This window comes from Pseudomonas sp. GM30 (assembly GCF_000282275.2).
Lineage (GTDB): Bacteria > Pseudomonadota > Gammaproteobacteria > Pseudomonadales > Pseudomonadaceae > Aquipseudomonas.
The window spans coordinates 64637-85109 of sequence record NZ_AKJP02000032.1 but is presented as its reverse complement, the minus strand read 5'-3'; the positions used below and the strand labels follow the sequence as shown (position 1 = coordinate 85109).

Annotated in this window: 19 protein-coding genes; 13 read left to right on the top strand and 6 right to left on the bottom strand. The window is 59.1% G+C overall.

Going from position 1 to position 20473, the window contains the following annotated elements; translation table 11 throughout:
- The first annotated feature begins 60 nt into the window (after positions 1-60).
- The 6 genes from PMI25_RS26810 to PMI25_RS26785 all read left to right on the top strand — a co-directional run bounded on the left by PMI25_RS26810 (position 61) and on the right by PMI25_RS26785 (position 7113).
- Positions 61-573, top strand: a complete 513-nt coding sequence (locus PMI25_RS26810; protein ID WP_007969112.1) for a sigma-70 family RNA polymerase sigma factor — start codon at positions 61-63, stop codon at positions 571-573.
- The gene (locus tag PMI25_RS26805) at positions 574-1551 is read left to right on the top strand and encodes a FecR domain-containing protein (RefSeq protein ID WP_007969111.1); all 978 of its coding nucleotides are present in this window, start codon (positions 574-576) and stop codon (positions 1549-1551) included.
- Between the two features lie 97 nt (positions 1552-1648).
- Positions 1649-4063, top strand: coding sequence for a TonB-dependent receptor (locus tag PMI25_RS26800; protein ID WP_007969110.1), 2415 nt, complete (start codon positions 1649-1651; stop codon positions 4061-4063).
- Positions 4064-4124: 61 nt separating this feature from the next.
- Positions 4125-5306, top strand: coding sequence for an ABC transporter substrate-binding protein (locus tag PMI25_RS26795; RefSeq protein WP_007969109.1), 1182 nt, complete (start codon positions 4125-4127; stop codon positions 5304-5306).
- Entirely contained in the window at positions 5303-6364 is a 1062-nt protein-coding gene (locus tag PMI25_RS26790; RefSeq protein ID WP_007969108.1) for a FecCD family ABC transporter permease, read from the top strand. The genes PMI25_RS26795 and PMI25_RS26790 overlap by 4 nt, the downstream gene beginning before the upstream one ends.
- The gene (locus PMI25_RS26785; RefSeq protein WP_007969107.1) at positions 6358-7113 is read left to right on the top strand and encodes an ABC transporter ATP-binding protein; all 756 of its coding nucleotides are present in this window, start codon (positions 6358-6360) and stop codon (positions 7111-7113) included. Before PMI25_RS26790 ends, PMI25_RS26785 begins: the two co-directional genes overlap by 7 nt.
- A gap of 225 nt (positions 7114-7338) precedes the next feature.
- On the opposite strand, the gene PMI25_RS26780 is transcribed toward PMI25_RS26785, so the two are convergent.
- Positions 7339-7569: a hypothetical protein gene (locus PMI25_RS26780; protein WP_045122212.1), complete on the bottom strand. Its 231-nt coding sequence runs from the start codon at positions 7567-7569 to the stop codon at positions 7339-7341.
- Positions 7570-7786: 217 nt separating this feature from the next.
- Here PMI25_RS26780 and PMI25_RS26775 point away from each other — a divergent pair, with 217 nt between their 5' ends.
- From PMI25_RS26775 to PMI25_RS26765, 3 genes are all read left to right on the top strand, one after another.
- A complete protein-coding gene (locus PMI25_RS26775) occupies positions 7787-8311 on the top strand; it encodes a GAF domain-containing protein (RefSeq protein WP_007969105.1) in 525 nt (174 codons plus the stop codon).
- Positions 8312-8456: 145 nt separating this feature from the next.
- Positions 8457-8918 carry a hypothetical protein gene (locus PMI25_RS26770; protein ID WP_007969104.1) on the top strand — a complete coding sequence of 154 codons (462 nt, stop codon included), beginning with the start codon at positions 8457-8459 and terminating at the stop codon, positions 8916-8918.
- 271 nt (positions 8919-9189) lie between these two features.
- The gene (locus tag PMI25_RS26765; RefSeq protein WP_007969103.1) at positions 9190-10413 is read left to right on the top strand and encodes a zinc-dependent alcohol dehydrogenase; all 1224 of its coding nucleotides are present in this window, start codon (positions 9190-9192) and stop codon (positions 10411-10413) included.
- A 116-nt stretch (positions 10414-10529) separates the two neighbouring features.
- Here PMI25_RS26765 and PMI25_RS26760 read toward each other — a convergent pair whose 3' ends face one another.
- Together PMI25_RS26760 and PMI25_RS26755 are read right to left on the bottom strand one after the other, a co-directional pair.
- Positions 10530-10778, bottom strand: coding sequence for a hypothetical protein (locus tag PMI25_RS26760; protein WP_007969102.1), 249 nt, complete (start codon positions 10776-10778; stop codon positions 10530-10532).
- Positions 10779-10866: 88 nt separating this feature from the next.
- Positions 10867-13302, bottom strand: coding sequence for an Ice nucleation protein (locus tag PMI25_RS26755; RefSeq protein ID WP_443200896.1), 2436 nt, complete (start codon positions 13300-13302; stop codon positions 10867-10869).
- Between the two features lie 162 nt (positions 13303-13464).
- Here PMI25_RS26755 and PMI25_RS30045 point away from each other — a divergent pair, with 162 nt between their 5' ends.
- Positions 13465-13587, top strand: coding sequence for a hypothetical protein (locus PMI25_RS30045; protein ID WP_274519327.1), 123 nt, complete (start codon positions 13465-13467; stop codon positions 13585-13587).
- A 664-nt stretch (positions 13588-14251) separates the two neighbouring features.
- Here the strand turns inward: PMI25_RS30045 and PMI25_RS26750 are convergent.
- Both PMI25_RS26750 and PMI25_RS26745 read right to left on the bottom strand, forming a co-directional pair.
- Entirely contained in the window at positions 14252-14692 is a 441-nt protein-coding gene (locus tag PMI25_RS26750) for a hypothetical protein (protein WP_007969289.1), read from the bottom strand.
- Positions 14693-14949: 257 nt separating this feature from the next.
- Positions 14950-16455, bottom strand: a complete 1506-nt coding sequence (locus PMI25_RS26745; protein WP_007969288.1) for a sensor domain-containing diguanylate cyclase — start codon at positions 16453-16455, stop codon at positions 14950-14952.
- A 437-nt stretch (positions 16456-16892) separates the two neighbouring features.
- Between PMI25_RS26745 and PMI25_RS26735 the strand changes: the two genes are divergently transcribed.
- Both PMI25_RS26735 and PMI25_RS26730 read left to right on the top strand, forming a co-directional pair.
- A complete protein-coding gene (locus tag PMI25_RS26735) occupies positions 16893-17588 on the top strand; it encodes an SDR family NAD(P)-dependent oxidoreductase (protein WP_007969285.1) in 696 nt (231 codons plus the stop codon).
- Between the two features lie 90 nt (positions 17589-17678).
- Entirely contained in the window at positions 17679-18698 is a 1020-nt protein-coding gene (locus PMI25_RS26730) for an AraC family transcriptional regulator (RefSeq protein WP_007969283.1), read from the top strand.
- 6 nt (positions 18699-18704) lie between these two features.
- On the opposite strand, the gene PMI25_RS26725 is transcribed toward PMI25_RS26730, so the two are convergent.
- Positions 18705-19118: a cupin domain-containing protein gene (locus PMI25_RS26725; protein ID WP_007969281.1), complete on the bottom strand. Its 414-nt coding sequence runs from the start codon at positions 19116-19118 to the stop codon at positions 18705-18707.
- 302 nt (positions 19119-19420) lie between these two features.
- Between PMI25_RS26725 and PMI25_RS26720 the strand changes: the two genes are divergently transcribed.
- Positions 19421-20455: an alpha/beta fold hydrolase gene (locus tag PMI25_RS26720; RefSeq protein ID WP_007969280.1), complete on the top strand. Its 1035-nt coding sequence runs from the start codon at positions 19421-19423 to the stop codon at positions 20453-20455.
- The last annotated feature ends 18 nt before the right edge of the window (positions 20456-20473 follow it).

The window sequence follows — 20473 nt, the reverse complement described above, 5'->3', positions numbered from 1 at the left end:
CGCAGACGGTTTGTAAACTAGCATTGGGAATACTTCTCAATTGCATGAAAACCTGCAGCCATGAGCGAAACCCTTCCCGCGAATAACGAACACCTGCGCGCGATCGAAGCCCTGTACAGCGGCCATCACGGCTGGCTGTACGCGACGCTGAGAAAAAAACTGGGTAACGCCATGGATGCGGCAGATCTGGCGCAGGACACCTTCACCCGCATCCTCGCTTCGCAAGTCACCGTCATCGAGCAGCCGCGCGCCTACCTGAGCTGCGTGGCCAAAGGCATTCTGGTCAACTGGTATCAGCGCAAGGCGCTGGAACGCGCTTATCTGGACGCCCTTGCCCATGTGCCGGCGCCGGAAGTGCCTTCGCCGGAATTGCGCTTCATGGTGCTGGAAACCCTGCACGAAATTGACGCGATGCTCGACGCCCTGCCGCCGCTGGTCAAGCGTGCTTTTCTGCTGTCGCAAATCAGCGGCCTGAAATACGACGACATCGCCGAACAGTTGGGCGTGTCCCTGATCACCGTCAAACGCTACATGAAGCAAGCCTTCGTGCAGTGCCTGTTGCTGGTGGAGTGAATGCTCACTCGCCGTCATGAACCGCACCTCGATCACCAGGCCCTCGAAGAAGCGGCCGACTGGTTGATCCGCATGAGTGAAGGCGAACTCAGCGACTCCGAACGCAGCGAGTGGGAGTGCTGGAAAGTCAGTACACCCGAGCGGGGTCGTGCATGGGCCCGTGCGCAGTTATTACAGAGTAAACTCGGCGGCCTGCCACCGTCGTTGGCGATGTCGGCACTCGATCGCCCGAGCAGCCCGGAACGGCGCGCTGCATTGGGCAAACTGGCTATGATTCTGGCGATCCTGCCCGCCGGCTGGGGCAGCTGGAAGCTGGCCGAAACCCAGCAATTGTTGGCAGACTATCGCACAGCAGTTGGCCAGCAACGCGAGCTGACCCTGGCCGACGGTTCGAAAATCACCCTGAACACCAACACCGCCATCGACGTACTGTTCGACGCCAATCAACGCCTTATCCACCTGCGCGAAGGCGAAATACTGGTTCAGACAGCCCCAGACATCGTCCCGTCGGCGCGGCCGTTTCTGGTCAGTACCCGCCAGGGCCGCATGCAGGCGCTAGGCACGCGCTTTACCGTTCGAGAGCTGCAACCGCGCACCCACCTTGCCGTGCTGGAAGGCGCGGTCAAAGTCGAACTCGCGGACAATCGCCAGGGAACCCCGCTGATCGTCAACGCCGGTCAACGTACCGATTTCTCTTCCTACACCTTTGGGCAGCTCAGCGTTGCCGACCGCTATATCGGCGCATGGACCCAAGGCATGCTGATGGCCGACAGGATGCGCCTGGCCGATTTCGTCGAAGAGCTGACGCGGTATCGCCGTGGCTTCGTGCGCCTCGATCCGACAATCGCCGATTTACGCATTTCCGGCGCCTACCCGATCAGCGACAGCCAGCGCACCCTGAACATGCTGGCGCAGACTTACCCGATCCTCGTCAGCGGCCACTTGAATGGCTACTGGGTCATGCTCTCCCCGGCCTGAGGGAAAAAATATTTGCCGCATCGGTGATACTTTTTCTGATCTCGACTGGCTAGTGGGGAGAAGCACCTTTCCGTCCTGTTTATAGGTCCATCCATTCATGCTTGCTGCACGCCTCCTGCGCCCGGATCGTCAGTTCAAACCAGTTATTCGCAGTGCGTTGCTAAGCCTTGTCCTGATCGGTGCCATTTGCCCGTTTGCATTGGCCGCCGTGCCGAAGCAACTGGACTCTGTCGCGATCCAGGCCTACAACATTCCCGCCGGACCGCTGGGCGCGACTTTGTCGAGCTTTGCCGTGGACGTTGGTATCGCGCTGTCGTTTGAGCCATCGCTGACTGATGGCCTGCGCAATCCTGCGCTGATCGGTCAGTTCTCGACCCAGGAAGCGGTCGATCGATTGCTCGAGGGCAGTGGCCTGGACATGATGCTGCGCAGCGACGGCAGCTACACACTGGTGTCACGTCGGCTGACACTGGATGAAACAGCGGTGATCGGCAATGACAAGCGCCCCGATGCCTTGCCGCAGGTGTATGCCGGTGGCCAGGTAGCCAGCGGCGGGCGCCTTGGACTGCTCGGCAATACGGACGTGATGAACGCGCCGTTCAGCGTCAGCACCTACACCTCGGCGCTGATCAAGGATCAACAGGCGGTTACCGTCGGCGATGTACTGGAGCGCGATTCATCAGTGCGCTCCACCGGCCAGACCGGAGGAATTGTTGATTCGTTCTTTATTCGAGGCTTTCCCGTCGGCGAAGGCAACCTCGGTGAACTGGCCTTCGATGGCGTATATGGTGTAGCACCCAATTACCGCGTATTTACTGAATACGCCGAGCGCATCGAGTTGGTCAAAGGCCCTGGCGCCCTGCTCTATGGCATGTCGCCCAATAACGCGGTCGGGGGTGTGATCAACGTTGTACCCAAGCGCTCCCTTGAGGAAGACCTGACACGTTTCACCGCCAGTTACGCCATGGATTCACAGCTCGGCGGGCACCTCGACGTCAGTCGACGTTTCGGCGAAGAACGCCGCTTCGGCCTGCGCATCAATGGCAGCACGCAACTGGGCGACACAGTGGTCGACGATCAATCGCGACACGTCGATATCGGCGCGATTTCCCTCGATTATCAGGGCGAGCGCCTGCGTACAACGTTCGACTGGCTCAGCCAAAAGGAAAGCTTCGACGCTGCCTCACGGCCGTTTCTCATTGCTCCGGGCGTCGATATTCCTTCCGCCGCCAACGGCCGCAGCAACGTCAGTCAGGATTGGGGCTGGTCGAAAACCCGTGACAAGTCGGCGCTGCTCAGCGGCGAATATGACCTCAGCGATGCGCTGACGGTGTTCGCCCACGCCGGTGGCGGCAAATCCGATGTCGCACGGATGTCCGATCAGACGCCGACCATCATTAACTCGGCCGGTGATACCTCTTCGATCCCCGGCTATTACAAATTCGAAGTCGAGCGTTACATCGTCGACACCGGTGCGCGACTACGCTTCGATACCGGACCGATCACGCACCGCGCCACCGTGCAGGTCAGTCGCTATCGCGATGTGTTGTCACGCGGGATCATCTCCGGCGCGCCGATCCTGTCGAATATCTATCACCCGGTGGACCGCCCGGAACCGTACATTCCCAAGCCGGATACGCCGAAAGTGTCGGAAAGCGAACTGACGGGTGTGGCGCTCGCTGACACCTTGTCGATCCTGGATGATCGCGCGCAACTGACCCTCGGCTTGCGCAAACAGAACATCAAGTCCGACAACTACAACGCCTCCGGCGTGGTAACCACTTCCTACGACGATGGCCGGACGACTCCCTTGTTCGGCGCCGTGATCAAACCCTGGGATCACGTTTCGTTTTACTACAACTATCTCGAAGGCTTGAGCAAGGGCGACATCGCGCCCTCCACCGCGTCCAACGCCGGCGAGATCTTTGCCCCGTACATTTCCCGCCAGCACGAACTTGGGGTAAAGGCCGACTACGGCACGTTCACCTCCACCCTCGCGCTGTTTCAAATCAGCAAACCCAGCGGCGAACTGGCCGCCGGAGTTTTCTCGGTGCAGGGCGAACAACGCAACCGTGGCCTGGAGTTGAACATGTTCGGCGAAATTACACCGGGCACTCGCCTGCTTGGCGGCGTGACCTTGCTCAATGCCGAACTGACCAAATCCGGGGTGGCCGCCAACCGTGGCAACAAGCCGGTCGGCGTGCCGGAAGTTCAGGCCAACCTCTGGGCCGAATGGGACACGCCATGGTTCGAAGGCCTGACGCTGACCGGCGGCGCCATCCACACCGGCAGCCAATACGTGAACCAGGCCAACACGCAAAAACTCGATGACTGGACCCGCTTCGATGTGGGCGCGCGCTACACCACTCGCATTGATGATCGACCGACCACGTTTCGCGCCACGGTGCAGAACGTGTTCGACCACGAGTACTGGTCGGGTGTCGCCTCTTATGGGGCGTTCTCACAAGGCTCACCGCGCACTTTATTACTGTCGGCAACTGTCGATTTCTGAAACGTTCAGGCAGGTGGCGGTGTGAGCCGTTGGCCAATCTGACTTTGCAAAGGCTTTGACCATGGTGATTGTTGATCGACGCAGCCGCGCTGTTGCTGCACTGTTACTGGCAGGAGTGCTGAGTCTGTTGGCGCTGACGCCGCGCGCTGCCCACGCCAGCGAAACCGCTGCGGCACGCACTGAAGTGACCGACCTGCTCGGGCGCAAGGTGAAGGTGCATCTGCCAGTCAGACGCGTCATCCTCGGTGAAGGCCGGCAGTTGTATCTGGTCGCCGCGCTGGACACACAGAACCCGATCGAACGCATCGTCGGCTGGCGCAAGGACCTGATTCAGTCGGACCCGGACACTTACAACGTCTACCTGCGCAAATTCCCCGGCATCGCCAAAATCCCCACTTTCGGCGGCTTTGAAGACGGCACCTTTGATATCGAACAAGCGATCTCGCAACGCCCGGACGTGATCATCCTGAACATCGAAGCGCAGCACGCCACCGAAGATGCGCGCTACATCGAAAAGCTCGACGCCCTTGGCATTCCGGTGGTGTACGTCGACTTTCGCAACAACCCGATGCAGAACACCGAACCGACCATGCGCCTGTTCGGCAAATTGTTCGGTAAAGAGCAGCGCGCCGAGGCGTTCATTGATTTTCGCAACCAGCAGATTCACCGCGTCACCGACGTCATCGAGAAACAGCATCCACCACGGCCAAGCGTGTTCATCGAGCGCATCGGCGGCTACACCGACGATTGCTGCCTGAGTTTCGGCAACGAAAACTTCGGCCTGTTTGTCGATATGGCCGGCGGCAACAACATTGCCCGGCGGATCATTCCGACCACGTTCGGCCAGTTGAACCCCGAGCAAGTCATCGTCGCCAATCCGGCGCACGTCGTCGTCACCACAGCGAACTGGGAAGCCTTTGCTCCCGGCGGCCATTGGGTCGGCGTCGGCCCGGGTGCCGACATGGCCCAGGCGCGAAAAAAACTCGCGTGGTACACCCAGCGTCCGGCCTACGCCGGGATCAAGGCGCAGGACAATCAAGCCTTTCACGCCATCTGGCATCAGTTCTACAACAGCCCTTATCAGTTCGTGGCCATCCAGCAATTGGCCAAATGGTTCCACCCGGAGCTGTTCGCCGACCTCGACCCAGATGCATCATTTCGCGAACTGCACGAGCGCTTTCTACCCGTGCCGTATGAGTCGGGCTACTTTGTCAGCCTGCGCAACCTTGAGGCGAAACCATGAGTTCGTTGACCGACGCCGTCGAGGTGCAGCGCGAAACCTATCGGCGACTCGTCCTGCGTAAACGCATGATCCTCGCCGGGCTGGTGGTTCTTTTGCTGTGCAGTGTGCTCCTCGATCTGGCACTGGGCCCGGCGAGTTACAGCTTCAGCGAAGTGCTTGGCGCGCTGTTTTCGCCGGACAGCGCTTCGCCACAAGTACGCGTGGTGATGTGGGACATTCGTCTGCCGGTGGCGCTGATGGCGGTGGCGGTCGGCGCGGCGCTGTCGCTGGCCGGCGCGCAGATGCAGACCATCCTCAACAACCCGCTGGCCAGCCCGTTTACCTTGGGTATTTCCGCAGCCGCCAGTTTCGGCGCGGCATTGGGTCTGGCGTTCGGTGTTGCGCTGTTCCCGCTGGCGGCACAATTCATGGTGCCGCTCAACGCGTTCATCATGGCCATGCTTTCGGCGCTGCTGATCCACTTTCTGAGCATGCGTCGTGGCGTCACCGCCGAAACCATTGTGTTGCTCGGCATCGCGCTGGTGTTCACCTTCAATGCGCTGTTGGCGCTGGTGCAGTTCTTTGCCACTGAACAAGCCGTCGCCGCCGTGGTGTTCTGGACCATGGGCAGTCTGACCAAAGCCACCTGGCCGAAACTCGGAGTGATCTGCCTGGTGATTCTGATCACCCTGCCGATCTTTGCCAACCGCGCGTGGGCCTTGACCGCCCTTCGACTGGGCGACGACAAGGCCGCCAGTTTCGGCATCAACGTGCGCAGCCTGCGCTTTCAAACGTTGATCATGGTCAGCCTGCTCGCCTCGTTTCCCGTGGCCTTCGTCGGCACCATCGGCTTCATTGGTCTGGTGGGCCCGCACATCGCGCGCATGCTGATCGGTGAGGATCAGCGTTTCTTTCTTCCAGCCTCCTTGCTGACTGGCTCGTTGATTCTCTCGGCCAGTTCCGTGGTCAGCAAAACTCTGATCCCCGGAGCGATCTTCCCTATAGGCGTGGTTACCTCACTGATCGGCGTGCCGTTCTTCATTTCACTTATTCTCGGCGGGAAGAAAAACTCATGGTGAAGCTGCAACTGGAGAATCTGGGCGCCCGCTACGGTCAGCGCGAGGTCATTCGTGGCGTATCGACGGCGACGTTTACTGGCGGTCAGGTAGTTGCCGTAATCGGGCCCAACGCGGCCGGTAAATCAACGTTGTTCAAGCGCATGGCCGGGCTGATCGACGGGCCAGGGCAAGTCATTTTGCAAGAGTCGAAAAAAGGCCCGACAGGTATCAGTTACATGCCTCAAGGTCTGAACGCCAGTGCGCGATTGACGGTGTACGAATCCGTGCTTCTGGCGCGCAAGCAACTGACGCCGGGATGGGTGGTCCACGATGAAGAGCTGAACCTGGTCGACGAGATTCTCGCCGCACTGAGCATCACGGCACTGTCGTTTCGCAACCTCGGTGAACTCAGCGGAGGTCAACAACAGTTGGTGTCCATCGCGCAGACGCTTGTGCGCGAACCGGAAATCTTGCTGATGGACGAGCCGACCAGCGCCCTCGACATGCATCGGCAGGTGCAGGTGCTGAACTTTATGCGCAATATTGCGCGCGAACGTGAGGTAATTGTGTTTATCGCAATCCACGATCTGAACCAAGCACTCCGCTTCGCAGATCAGGTCTTGGTTATTGCGAATGGCACCGTACATGGTAGTGGCCCATGCAACGATGTGATCACCGAACAGATGCTTCGCGAGGTCTATAGGGTTCAGGCACGCATCGAACATTGTAGTTTGGGACTGCGACATATTCTTATCGACGGTGTCAATTGACGATCAATCGGCACAGTTCTGCCTATCCACAACCTTGTACGGGATTAAGCTTGACCGTCGACCGTAACAGGTCCATGAGTTCGAATCCCATCGCCTCTGCCATCTTATGTACGACAAAGCCCTGATTATCAGGGCTTTGTCGTTTCTGGAGGTCTAAAAATCATTCGCCAACTGCATGGGTCCAGGCGCTGGTTTCTCCACTTCAGCTGATGACTGACACGCAGCTTAAGGCCGCGAAAGCGTTTTCAGCCGCTCGACCAAAGCCGCTTCAAAAATGACATAAAGCCTTTCAGCATCGCCGGCACGCAAAACCCCGCTGATTTCCAGCCCAAGCACGAAGCCATCCGCACGGGCACCCGCCTTCACAGCGATGATCATCGAGTCTGCCCGGACGATCTGCGCCAGAAGCCGATCAGCTTCACGCTGCATCTTTTCGTTCAACACTACGCCTTCCACTTCCTCACCCTGCATTCAATGCGAGATCCAACAAATTGTATGATCAAGGCTACGCCGCCGATAACGGCGCCTCAAGCCGCAAACCAATGATCCTTCGCTATGGCAGCCATCAGGAACCTTTCAGGTGAACGAATTCCTTTTGTTTGATATCAAAACGGGCAGTTTCAAAAGCGTTTAGCCGTCGCCAGCTCGATCAATCATTACCGGAGAACAATGCATGCCTCTCAGTGAGACCATTCACAGAGCGTTGCTAAGCGCGGAGGAACGTTCCTCTATCGCTGAAATTGAAGCCACCACCAATATTCTGCAACTCGTCACACGCATGACCGGGACGCGCTTCGCGGCGATCGCAAAATTCACTGACACGGAATGGATCGTCTGTTCCGCCTACGATCCGATCGAGCTTGGGATCAACACCGGCGACACCCTGGAACTGGAGACCACGCTGTGCAGTGAGTTTCGCAGAGACCCTCAGGTGCTTTTCGTGCCACAGATAAGTTGCGACGGCAGGTTTTCGACACGTCCTGTGGTGAAGCAATATCTGATTGAAAGCTACGCAGGCGCGCCCATTTTCCTTCCCGACGGACAACTTTGGGGCGCGCTGTGTGCATTGGACTCCAGGGCGGTCATTTTCGACGACCCGGATCTGGCAGACACGTTAGGCCTGTTCGCGAGATTGATCGGCTGCATCTTCTACTCGAATCTGTCGGAGGCCGGCAGCGGCTACAGCAAGAACGGCTAAGGTGTTAGCGAATAACTGAAAACAGCCCTGAATGTTCAGGGTTGTTGCATTTGTCGCGTGTGTAAACAGACAAGATGCCGATACCGTGCAGGGACACCGAGTCACGGCAGCAGCACTTACTCCAAGGAAGGCAGGAATCTGAACAATGTTGGAACACATCTGGCGCAGCATCCATTCACCGGGCTACTTCCCCAACGTCATGGAATGGATGGTCGATATTCTCCTCAACCCATTTATGGTAGTCATGTGCCTGATGGTTGGAGCACTCGCCGGTAGATGGTGGAGAGCCATCCCCTACGGCGGCATCACTTGTTATGTAGTGTTCTTGAGCCGGTCGTCATTCTATCGATGGTCAAGCATTTTCCCCGAAGCCGGCCTGCCTGCGCTGTTGATTGATGGTGCGCTGCTTGCCCTCCTCGGCTTTTACTTGAAAGGCGTGCTCAGAACCCGCGCAGGAGCAAAACCGGAAGGCCATTGGGTGCGCTGGCTTTACCAAAACCTGAAGGCCGTCATGCTGACAGTCGTGGTGATGTTCTGGACACTCGTCGTGCTGTTTGTCGTGATCCTCACGGTCTCGATCGCTACCCAGCCGTCAGTGGTGAACTGAGTCTCCTTCTGCCAGGGCGGATCTGCACGAAAAGTCGTCGAATGGATTTTTTCTTACAGAAAACGCCGGCACTCTCCTGCGACCCTCGGAGCAGGCAATCCCGGTGTTGCGGATCCTGCAGTCGACCCTTCTCTGCTCCCTAAGGTTTGAAAAAATTGCGCCAGGTGCTCGCCTGTCGACCGCTAGTCACTTGTGGCGCTATCACTGTGAACTTACGTTGGCCGGCAGTCCTCTCCCACTTACATTCAGATGAAGCAAGGGGCAAGCGGTCATGAGAGCACTCACGTATCACGGCGCGCACAGCGTCAAGGTCGACACCGTTCCGGATCCGGTTATCGAGGACAATGACGACATCATCCTGCGAGTCACGGCAACGGCGATCTGCGGCTCTGACCTTCATCTCTACCGAGGAAAAATTCCAACCGTCGAGCACGGGGATATCTTCGGTCATGAGTTCATGGGAATCGTCGAGGAGGCAGGCTCGGCAGTGACCGCTGTGCAACCCGGCGACCGCGTGGTCATTCCTTTTGTCATCGCCTGCGGCAGCTGCTTCTTTTGCGCGATGGATCTGTTCGCCGCCTGCGAAACAACCAATACCGGGCGTGGAGCGATCATCAATAAAAAGGCAATACCACCAGGCGCTGCTCTCTTCGGCTTCAGCCATATGTACGGCGGAGTGCCCGGCGGTCAGGCTGAATACGTGCGCGTACCGAAGGCCAACACCGGGCCGTTCAAAGTGCCGGGGACGCTGTCGGATGAAAAAGTCCTGTTCCTTTCCGACATTTTGCCCACTGCCTATCAGGCCGTGACCAACGCCGGCATTGGTCCTGGCTCGAGCATCGCCATTTATGGCGCAGGCCCCGTCGGTTTGCTGAGCGCGGCCTGTGCGAGGATGCTCGGGGCCGAGCAGATTTTCATGGTCGATCACCATCCTTATCGCCTGGCCTACGCGCAGAAAACCTATGGCGTAATTCCGATCAACTTCGACGAAGACGACGATCCTGCCGATACGATCATTCGGCAAACCAAAGGGATGCGCGGCGTCGACGGCGTCGTGGATGCGGTCGGGTTCGAAGCCAAGGGAAGTACGACGGAGACGGTGCTCGCGACCCTCAAACTTGAAGGCAGTAGCGGCAAAGCGCTGCGGCAGTGTATCGCTGCAGTCAGACGTGGAGGTGTTGTCAGCGTCCCGGGCGTTTATTCCGGGTTCATTCATGGCTTCCTGTTCGGCGATGCATTCGACAAGGGCTTGACCTTCAAGATGGGGCAGACCCATGTGCACCGTTTCCTGCCTGAGCTCCTGGATCACATCGAAACGGGTCGTCTTGCACCGGAAGTCATCATCAGCCATCGCCTGTCACTGGAGCAGGCCGCCGAGGGATATAAGATCTTCGATAAAAAACAAGAGGATTGCCGGAAAGTCATTCTGACACCCAGTGACAGCCACATCGCCGTGCCACAGACCGACAGCAGCGCAACATTGTTGACGACCTGAAGCTGGCGATACGTGGATCGGGCAAATCAATCCGCACGTCAAATGGCGTGCGGATTTATGCGTCAAGGCTGCCTTCGCCCGCCGGGGGCTGTGTTCGGGCGACGACGGCACGGCCTTCAGTGATAATCCTTACCGGCGACCGCAAGCAGATAGGCCGCGTCCGCGTCCCTTCGCAGGTCGCGTAATTCGGTCAGAGTCAACATACCCAATCGATCCATCTCGTCAGACTTGCGCAACAGTTCCTCGTGATAGGCATCGGGACAATCCATGCGCAGCTCTCGATTTTCCAACGCCCGATACCAGGCATCCAGGGCATGCAGTCGTGATTCTTGCTCAAGTGTCAGCTGATTCTTGAAAGCGTTCATTACCGTCATCCCCGAACATTTCCCGGTTGAGTAACCGGTTTCTGCTCAGGTTCAAAAGATCTGACGAAGAACCGCGACGCCTCAGGCCTTATCGCTCCTCGCCCGGTTCCGGTGTGGTATGGATCTCTTCAGGCATCTTGTCGTTGTCCTCGGCTCTGACCAGAACATTGCTGTCCTCGTCAATCTGATACGGCACGTCAGCCTCTACCCCGTCGATTCCGGTCTTGACCACCACATTGGTGTAGCGCTTGCCATCCCAGCAGCGAAAAACCAGTGTTGAATTCTCCCCGCCTGAAAGCGTTGAGCCGAGGCTGCCGATGAGTCGGCTGTCGGCACCGGCGGTCAACACGCAGTTTTTGCCGGCGGTCAGCTTGCTGCGATCCCCAGCCATCAGCACACAGTCGTCGCCAGCGGTGAGTTTGCTGCGATCGCCAGCCGTCAGGTAACTGTTGCTGCCAGCCAGGAGTTTGCTGCGGTCGCCGGCTGTCTGGGTGCTGTCTGCGCCGGCAGTCAGCTTGCTGCGATCACCCGCCATCTGGATGCTGTTGGCGCCGGCGATCAACGTGCTGCGCGAACCCGCTGTTTGCGAGCTGCCCTTGCCGGCGATCAACATACTTTTATGCCCGGCAATCTGCGTGCTTTCCTGACCCGCAATCAGCGAGCTCTTATGACTGGCGATCTGGTTGCTGCCATATCCGGCTGTCAAGCTGCTGCGTATCCCGGAGGTGAGGCTGCTGCCATACCCGGCAGTCAGGACGCTGTGCAGTCCACTGATCAGTGTGCTGCCGTAACCGGCGGTCAAATAGCTGCGAACGCCGCTGGTCAAGCTGCTGCCGTAACCGGCGATCAGCGAGCTGTCCTGCCCTGCAACCCCGGTGCTGCCGTAACCGGCGGTGAGTGTGCTGTCACGCGCCGCCATCTGGGTACTGCCATAACCCGCGGTCAGCGTGCTCTCGTAGCCGGCGGTCTGCGAACTGCCGTAACCAGCCATCAGCGAACTGCCAGATCCTGCGATTTCCGTACTGCCGTAGCCGGCGGTCAGGGTGCTGCTGTCGAGTGCGGTGAGCGTGCTGCCATAACCCGCGGTCAGGATACTGTCGTAACCTGCGGTTTGGGTGCTGCCATAACCGGCGATCAGCGAACTGTTGAATCCCGCGGTTGAGGTACTGCCGTATCCCGCAGTGAGGGAACTGTCTTCCTGAGCTGTCTGGGTACTGCCGTAGCCTGCGGTCAGGGTACTTTCGTGTCCGGCAGTCTGGGTGCTTCCATAACCTGCGATCAGCGAACTGTCAGGCCCGGCGGTGCTCGTGCTGCCATAACCTGCTGTGAGCGAACTGCCTTCCTGTGCGGTCTGGGTGCTGCCGTAACCCGCAGTCATGATGCTTCCGTGGCCGGCAGTTTGCGTGCTGCCGTAACCGGCGATCAGCGAGCTGTCGTAACCCGCAGTTTCGGTACTGCCGTAACCGGCAATGAGGTCACTGCTTTCCTGGGCAGTCTGAGTGCTGCCATAACCCGAGGTCAGAATGCTTTTGTAGCCGGCAGTCTGGGTGCTGCCATAACCGGCAATCAGAGCACTGCCATGCCCGGCGGTTTGTGAGCTGCCATAACCGGCAGTCACCATGCTGTCTGGTCCGGTGGTGGCCGTGCTGCCGTAACCGGCGGTGAGATCACTGCCCTCCTGAGCCGTTTGTGTACTGCCGTAACCGGCGGTCAGTGAGCTTTCCTGCCCCGCAGTCTGCGTGCTGCCATAACCCGCGATCAGCGAACTGTCGGAGCCGGCGGTGCCGGTGCTGCCGTAACCGGCGGTGAGATCGCTACCGATCTGCGCGGTTTGCGTACTGCCATAACCGGCGGTCAGCGAGCTTTCTCCGCCCGCAGTCTGCGTACTGCCATATCCCGCGATCAGCGAGCTGTCGGAGCCTGCGGTGCTAGTGCTGCCGTAACCGGCGGTGAGATCACTGCCCTCTTGGGCTGTCTGGGTGCTGCCATAACCCGCAGTCAGAGAACTTTCTCCGCCAGCCGTTTGCGTACTGCCATACCCGGCGATCAGCGAACTGTCAGTACCGGCGGTGCTTGTGCTGCCGTAACCGGCGGTGAGATCGCTGCCCTCTTGGGCGGTTTGGGTACTGCCATAACCGGCGGTCAAAGAGCTCTCGCCGCCAGCCGTTTGCGTGCTGCCATACCCGGCAATCAACGAACTGTCGGAGCCTGCGGTGCCGGTGCTGCCGTAACCGGCAGTGAGATCGCTACCTGCCTTGGCAGTCTGGGTGCTGCCATAACCCGCCATCAGCGAGCTCTCATCTCCGGCAGTTTGCGTGCTGCCGTAGCCTGCAATGATCGAACTGTCGGACCCCGAAGTTCCGGTACTGCCGTATCCGGCAATAAGTGTGCTGCTGTCTCCGGCGGTTTCAGTACTGCCATAACCGGCAATGAGCTGACTCTGACTGGCGCCCGTCAGCGTACTGCCATAAATCGCTGTTTCGAGCTTTTGCATTGCCCGGACGGTTGTACGCTGTTTGACCACATCGACAGGACCGCCAGCGATAACCGGGAGCGCGGGAAGTGTCTCACTTGTCTCTGGTTGCACTTGAGGAAACTCGAACGTCTCGATCAAATTCGTGGTTGACGCCTCATAATCCGCCGCATTCTCCGCGATGTAATTCAATGCGCTGTTGCGTGTACCCACATGGACGACTTCCGCACGGGAAAACTTCACGCCTTCGTCATCGTCGAGAAATATCAAATCGCCTACCGCCACTTCACACACAACCCATCGCGCATCCGCCTGCAGGCTCAGATGGGCGTCTGAACCCTGACCCCAAAGTACGCCTGTCAGGCCGTTTTCAAGTTTCCTCGTCGGCTCCCAAAACCGGCATTCCACCGATCCTGAAGCAGGCCATATCAGACCACAATGGTCGGCCATGTTATTGGCGCATGTCCTCAGAACCAGCACTTTTTCGGTTTTCATTTTGCAATACCTTTTACAACTTCGATCTCTAAAATCCTTTGGAGACAAACGTCCATTATGTATTTCCACACGCAAAACCCGCGCAGGTAACAGCGCTCGAATTAATGAACTAATTCGACTGCACAAGCCTTGAACAAAACATGAAATTCTGGCGAATCCAGGAAAACTGCCGCATCAAACCAATGTCGGGAAAATCTGAAAAAACAGAGGAATGTCTATAACTGGCTGAGAGGCAGAAAAATGACTGCGAGTCTTTTTATGGCTCGCTCGGGGCGAAGGGAGAGGCCGTCTGGCCTTATCGAGTCGGCATGCGCCATGATTGGACAGATCCATCATTAAAAGAAGCAAAACGAAGTAGATTTCATCGATGATTAGAAATACTTAACGCCAAATACCACGGCGCACGCCCTCTTTATGCGACAAAGCCCTGAATAATCAGGGCTTTGGCGTTTACATCATGCGCATCTCGATTGCGCGACTCAGAATACTTGCGCGTCCTCGGCAATTACGCGGCAACGCTCTCATGCTCACTCTCATGCACATAAACCCAGGAGATACCTGATGGCGACGTGGGGTCCAGTCGCATGAGCGCCGAATCAACTTTCTTCTTGGTGATGCCGTCTTTGACCAGATCGAATACCGTGAGGAAAAGATCCCCCGGCAGAGGCGTGATGGAAAGATTGATGATGTGCGATTCGGGGCTGCCAACGCGCTTGCCGTACAGTCCCCAAAGTCGCTCCCAGTAGTCCGCCCGGTCCATGATCTGACCATCCGTCAGGACCACTCGAAAGTCGTTCGCCAGCGCATCGTACAAAGGTTTGATGGCGCCCTCGGACTGGGAAGCCACACCGCGTGACCACGGAAAAAAGAGGTTGTACCAACGGTATACCTCGGCTTCGACGAGAGCGGCTTTATCGGATGTTTCGGTTACTCGGCTGATTGCCATCTGTGTTCTCCTTGACAAGCAAAAGGTGGCGGGCCCTGCGTTACAGACCGGGAGTCTGGATACCCATCGCCTGAGCGATGCACCGCGCCTTATTCAAGATCCTTCCTGAAATCAACACTTCAATAGTTCCTGGTAGCTCCTGTGACTTTATCGACCAGCCACAAAAGTAGTCGCTTGGCTGTCGGACTGCACCGGGAGCTGACCAACGGTTTTAGTTGCGCAGCATGACAAGTTCGAATTGTTGGCAACGACGCAGATCACCAGGCTCCCTGCACAAACCGGTTGCGCCCCAGCGCCTTGGCGTTATACAGCGCCTGATCCGCCCCCTCGATCAACCCTCGCAGGGTTTCCAGTTGCGACCCCGAGGCCGTAGCGATGCCGATACTCACACTCAGCCGGCCGAACGGGCTGGATGGGTGCGGGATGTGCTCCTGCTGCAAGCGATCGAGGATCATCTGCGCCACCACCGCTGCACCGTCACTGTCGGTGGCCGGCATGATCACGCTCATCTCCTCGCCGCCGTAACGCGCCACCAGATCCGACGGACGCCGTACACAACCTTCGAGGATTGTGCCGACCTTCTGCAGGCAGGCATCGCCGGCGACATGCCCGAAAGAATCGTTGAACAGCTTGAAGTAATCGATATCGATCATCAGCAACGCCAGCGTCGTGCCGTCACGTTGGGCGCGCCGGGCTTCCATGGCGAGGCTCTCATCGAAGCAGCGCCGGTTGGCCAGACCGGTCAGCGAGTCTTTCATCGCCAGCAATTCAAGCTGACGATTGGATGAGAGCAACTGCTGCTGCGTCCCGCGCAATTGGTCTTCAGCCCGGGTACGCCTGCGGATATCGAGAATCAGGAACCAGCCGATGAGCCCGGTGAGCCCCAGCAACCCCGCGACCACCACTGCCGACAGCCAGGCTTCCATGCGCCACGCAGCGAGGGCTTCGCGCTTGCCGAGGGCGACCGTGGTGATCAGCGGCAACCGGTCACTCTTGCGAAAGGCATAGAGCCGCTCGACGCCATCCAGACTGGAAGTAAACGACGCGGTACCGACGGATCGATCGACCAGATACTTCTCATAGATCGGCGACTTGGAAAAGTTGCGGCCCATGTCCCGCTCGCGGAAGGGATAGCGCACCAGCAACGTACCGTCGGTGTAGGACAAGCCGATGGCACCCTCCTGTCCGACATCGATCTTGCCGAACAGACGCAGGAAGTTTTCGACCCCCAGGGTAACTGCCACCACCCCGGCAAACTCGCCATGCGCATCGTTGAAACGGCGGCTGACGGTGATCACCCACTCCTGATTGGAGCGGCTCTGGATTGGCGGACCGATAAAGGTTTCGCGGCTCGGATCGTCGCGATGATGGATGAAGTAGGCACGATCACTGCTGTTGGCTCCGGCCGGAATCGGTCGATTGGAAGACATCAGCCAGCGGCCCTGATTGTCGTAGATGGTGATGCCGCTGAGCTGCGGCATCAGCGGTTCCTGACGATTGACCAGTGCGCTCAGACGCTGGATCTGCGCGGGGCCGCTGCCTTCGGTTTCCAGGCGTTCGACGAGCCCGAGCAGCAGCAACGAACTTTGGCGGACGATGCCTTCGGAGTAAGTCGCCAGCGCCTGGGTCAGGTTCAAGCCATGAACGTTGACTTCCTCCAGCGCGCGCTCTCGAGAGGCCAGCACTTTCCACACCGTCAGTGACGCGAGGGAACAACCGATCACCAACAACAAAAGCACAACCAGGCGGGTATCACGCTTCACATTACTACCTTTGGGAAAGTCCGGTTTCCGTTCCTGCGGCGGGTCGACCGACTCGATGACTGCGGCCGCGTGTCCTTTTCGCGCGCAAGGATACAAGTAGCACTGGCTGGCTGCAGCAACAGATTAGGTGGCGCAAAAAACGTACTTCCGATTTGCGCGGCGTCGCCCGGAAAAACTGTGCTAAAGACTTCAGGACAGGATTTGCGCCTGGCGAAACAACGACAAGAATGCCAGACCAAACCATCGCCAGGCTTTCAGAATCCGCTTGGCGCCACCCGCCGGAAGCCAACTTTCTGACGCCTGTTTCACGACCCTTTCCCGTTGTTTTGCCAGGCATAAAATTTTGGCACTTTTGCGCAACAAGTTGACATCCAAAAGCATGCCACGGGCCACCGATATCATTAGAGTATGCGCCCTTAAAAAGGAAAGGACTCTTGATGACTCAGTCACTCTCACGGCGCGTTGTGGCGATTACCGGCGCCCTGGGGAATCTCGGCGAGACCCTGGCGGACATGGCCGCAGCCCAGGGCGCGGATCTGGTGCTGATCGATCGGGCGACGATTACGCTGCCCAGCTCGCACAATCGACTGGTCCTGTCCGGCATCGATCTGACCTCCCTTGCCGATTGCCAGGCAGTCGCTCACCAGATCAATCGCTATTTCGGTCGCCTCGATGCGCTGGTCAACGGCGCCGGCGGCTATGCGTGGGAACCGCTTTTAGGCGGCGCGTTGGAGGCCTGGGATCGGCTCTACTCGCTGAACCTTCGAACCGCATTGAACGCCAGCAAAGCACTGCTGCCGTTGCTGCTGCAATCCTCGGCCGGGCGCATCGTCAATATCGGCGCGAGCATGGCGGCCAAGGCCGGACTGGGGATGGGCGCTTACGCCGCGTCGAAATCCAGCGTCCTGCGCCTGACTGAAAGCCTCGCCGAAGAGCTCAAGGACATGAGCATCACGGTCAATGCCGTGCTGCCGAGCATTCTCGACACCCCGCAAAACCGTGAAGCCATGCCCGACGCCGAGCATCAGCGCTGGGTGACACCAGCGCAACTGGCGGCGGTCATTCTGTTTCTGATTTCGGAACAAGCGTCGGCCGTCACCGGCACCGGCATTCCGGTGATCGGGCGCATGTAGGGTCTATTGACGCCGCGCGCCTTGGCGACGTCGCTTTCTTCACCTTTCGGAAAAGCAAGATCACCGGATTACCGGACTTCCCCTCCCCCCATGCGACCCGCCACTTCCAGCGCTGCCTTCGTTAACCACGTCCTTGATGTCGCCGAACAATACGGCTGCGATGGCGACTGGCTGTTGCAGCAGACCGGACTCTCACGCGAGCAGTTGTCCGACTCGATCGTGCGCATTCCCATGCGCCAACTGCGTGCCTTGCTGGAACTGGCGGCGCTCAGCAGCAACCTGCCGCATTTCGGCCTGTTGGTCGGCGCCGCCGTGCGCCCGGGCACCTATGGCGTGCTGGGTTATGTGCTGATGACCAGCGCGACACTGGGCGAGTCGCTGAACATGATTCTGCGTTTCGGCAAGATCGTTTACGACAGTCCGTCCAGTCAGACCCGGATCGTCATCGGCGACGGCCGCGTGACCCTCGAAGATCAACGCATCAGTGAACTGGAGCCCTATTGCGCCCTGCACCAGGAAGCGCTGATGGTCGGCTGGGCAGCGTTCGGTCGCTGGTTGATCGCCAGCAATCAGCCAATGCTGGAAGTGCGGATGATGCATCCGGCGGTGGGCGAACCGGCGCTGTATGAACACTTCTTTGGCTGTCCGGTGCAGTTCGAGGCCGGCTGCAATGCGCTGGTGTTTGCCGAGTCGACACTCTCGACGCGAATCCAGGGCGCCGACCCGCGCATGCATCGCAGCATGCTGCTGGAGGCCGACTGGCAGCTGTGTCTGACATACCCGGCATTTTCCGTGACCGATCGCTTGCGCGCGCTGCTCACCGAACAATTGCCGACTGGCGATTTCAGCCTGAAAAGCCTGGCCCGGCAGCTGGCGATTTCGCCGCGCACCTTGCAGCGCAAACTGGCGGCTGAAGGGGAAAACTTCAATCAGGTGCTGGAAACCATGCGCATGGAACTGGCCGACCATTACCTGCGCCGGACCGAGACCAGCATCATGAACATCGCCCTGATGCTGGGTTACTCGCAGGCCAGTTCTTTCAGCCATTCCTTTCGTCAGGCCCGCGGGATTTCCCCGGTGGACTACCGCAAGTTGCTACGCGCCAGATAAGCCCGATCACGGCTTCAGCTCCAGCAGCGGCTGACCCTTTTTCACCACATAGGTCGCCAGTTCCACGCCTTGCTCCTGGCCGACGTTCTTCGCCACATGGGCCACGCCCGCCGGGATGAACAGCGAGTCACCGGCCTTCAGCGTGACCGCCGGCTGCCCCTCCAGTTGATACTCCAGCGTGCCGCTGAGCACGTGTGCCACCTCGACACCCGGATGTGCATGTCGCGGCGCAGCCACGCCCGGGTCGAAATCGATCCGCGCCTGCAGCACCTCGTGATCGGCGTCGCCCAGGTCCTGATGAATCAGGTCGGTACGGCTCAGGCCCTGCTGCCAGCTCATGGCCTGAGCGTCCGCCGCCTGTGCCAGATCGGTGAATGAAACCAGCGCGGCCACGGTGGCCAGAATCAGTGTGCGTTGCATGCAAATGCCCTCTCGACAGTCATGGTGTGAAGGCCAGCAGGGTGACTGCCGGGTGTAGCGGCGATGTGTCGAAAGACCCGCGTTTGGTCTCGCCGTGTATCGCGCGCAATGCTGGATACACGGCCATACAAAGCACACCGGCGGTGTATCACAGTGTGTACAGACACCCCGGCGATACATGAACTTGAATCATGGCGCTTTTTCGACATGGGCCAGATACGTCCCGGCGTTCAAATGCCTGCAAGGTTTGCCGGGCTCAGCCCGCACCTGCCCCCCGACAGGATTGCCAAGGAGACATCAGCATGAAAAACGCAGCATTCAACCGTATGCACATCCTCGCCGTGGCGCTGTTCGGCGCGCTGGCGGCGACGCAAATGCCAACGGCTGCCGCCGCGCAGCCGGCACCCGGCGAGCACAGCGTCAGCTATTCCGCGCCCTCGCCGTTCGGCCCGCTCAAGCATGTGAAGGCCGGTCTGCTGGATGTGGCATACGCCGAAACCGGCCCGGCGCAGGGGCCGGTGGTGATTCTGCTGCACGGCTGGCCGTACGACATTCACAGTTATGACGAGGTCGCGCCGTTGCTCGCCGCCAAGGGGTATCGGGTGTTGATGCCGTATGCGCGGGGTTATGGCGACACGCATTTCCTCTCGGACCAGACACTGCGCAACGGCCAGCCTGCGGCACTGGCCAGCGACGTGATCGACTTCATGGATGCGCTGAATATCCAGCAAGCGGTGCTCGGTGGTTACGACTGGGGCGCACGTTCGGCAGATATCGTCTCGGCGCTGTGGCCGGAACGGGTCAAGGCATTGGTGTCGGTCAGCGGCTACCTGATCGGCAATCAGGCTGCCGGGCAAAATCCGTTGCCGCCCAAGGCCGAATTGCAGTGGTGGTATCAGTTCTACTTCGCCACCGACCGTGGCCGCGACGGTTACCGCAAAAACACCCACGACTTCGCCAGGCTGATCTGGCAGCTTGCCTCGCCGAAGTGGGCGTTCGATGACGCCACGTTCGACCGCAGCGCCAAAGCGCTGGAGAACCCCGATCACGTCGAGATCACCGTGTTCAACTACCGCTGGCGTCTGGGCCTGGTGCAGGGCGAACCGCAATACGCGGCGCTGGAACAGAAACTCGCCAGCGCCCCGTCGATCAGCGTGCCGACCATCACCCTCGAGGGTGACGCGAACGGCGCGCCGCACCCGGCGCCCGAGGATTACGCCAAGCGCTTCACCGGCAAGTACCAGTTCCGCCTGATCAACGGCGGCATCGGCCACAACCTGCCGCAAGAAGATCCGCAGGCGTTTGCTCAGGCGGTGATCGACGCCGATCACCTCTGAGGCCGAACGCAGAAAACG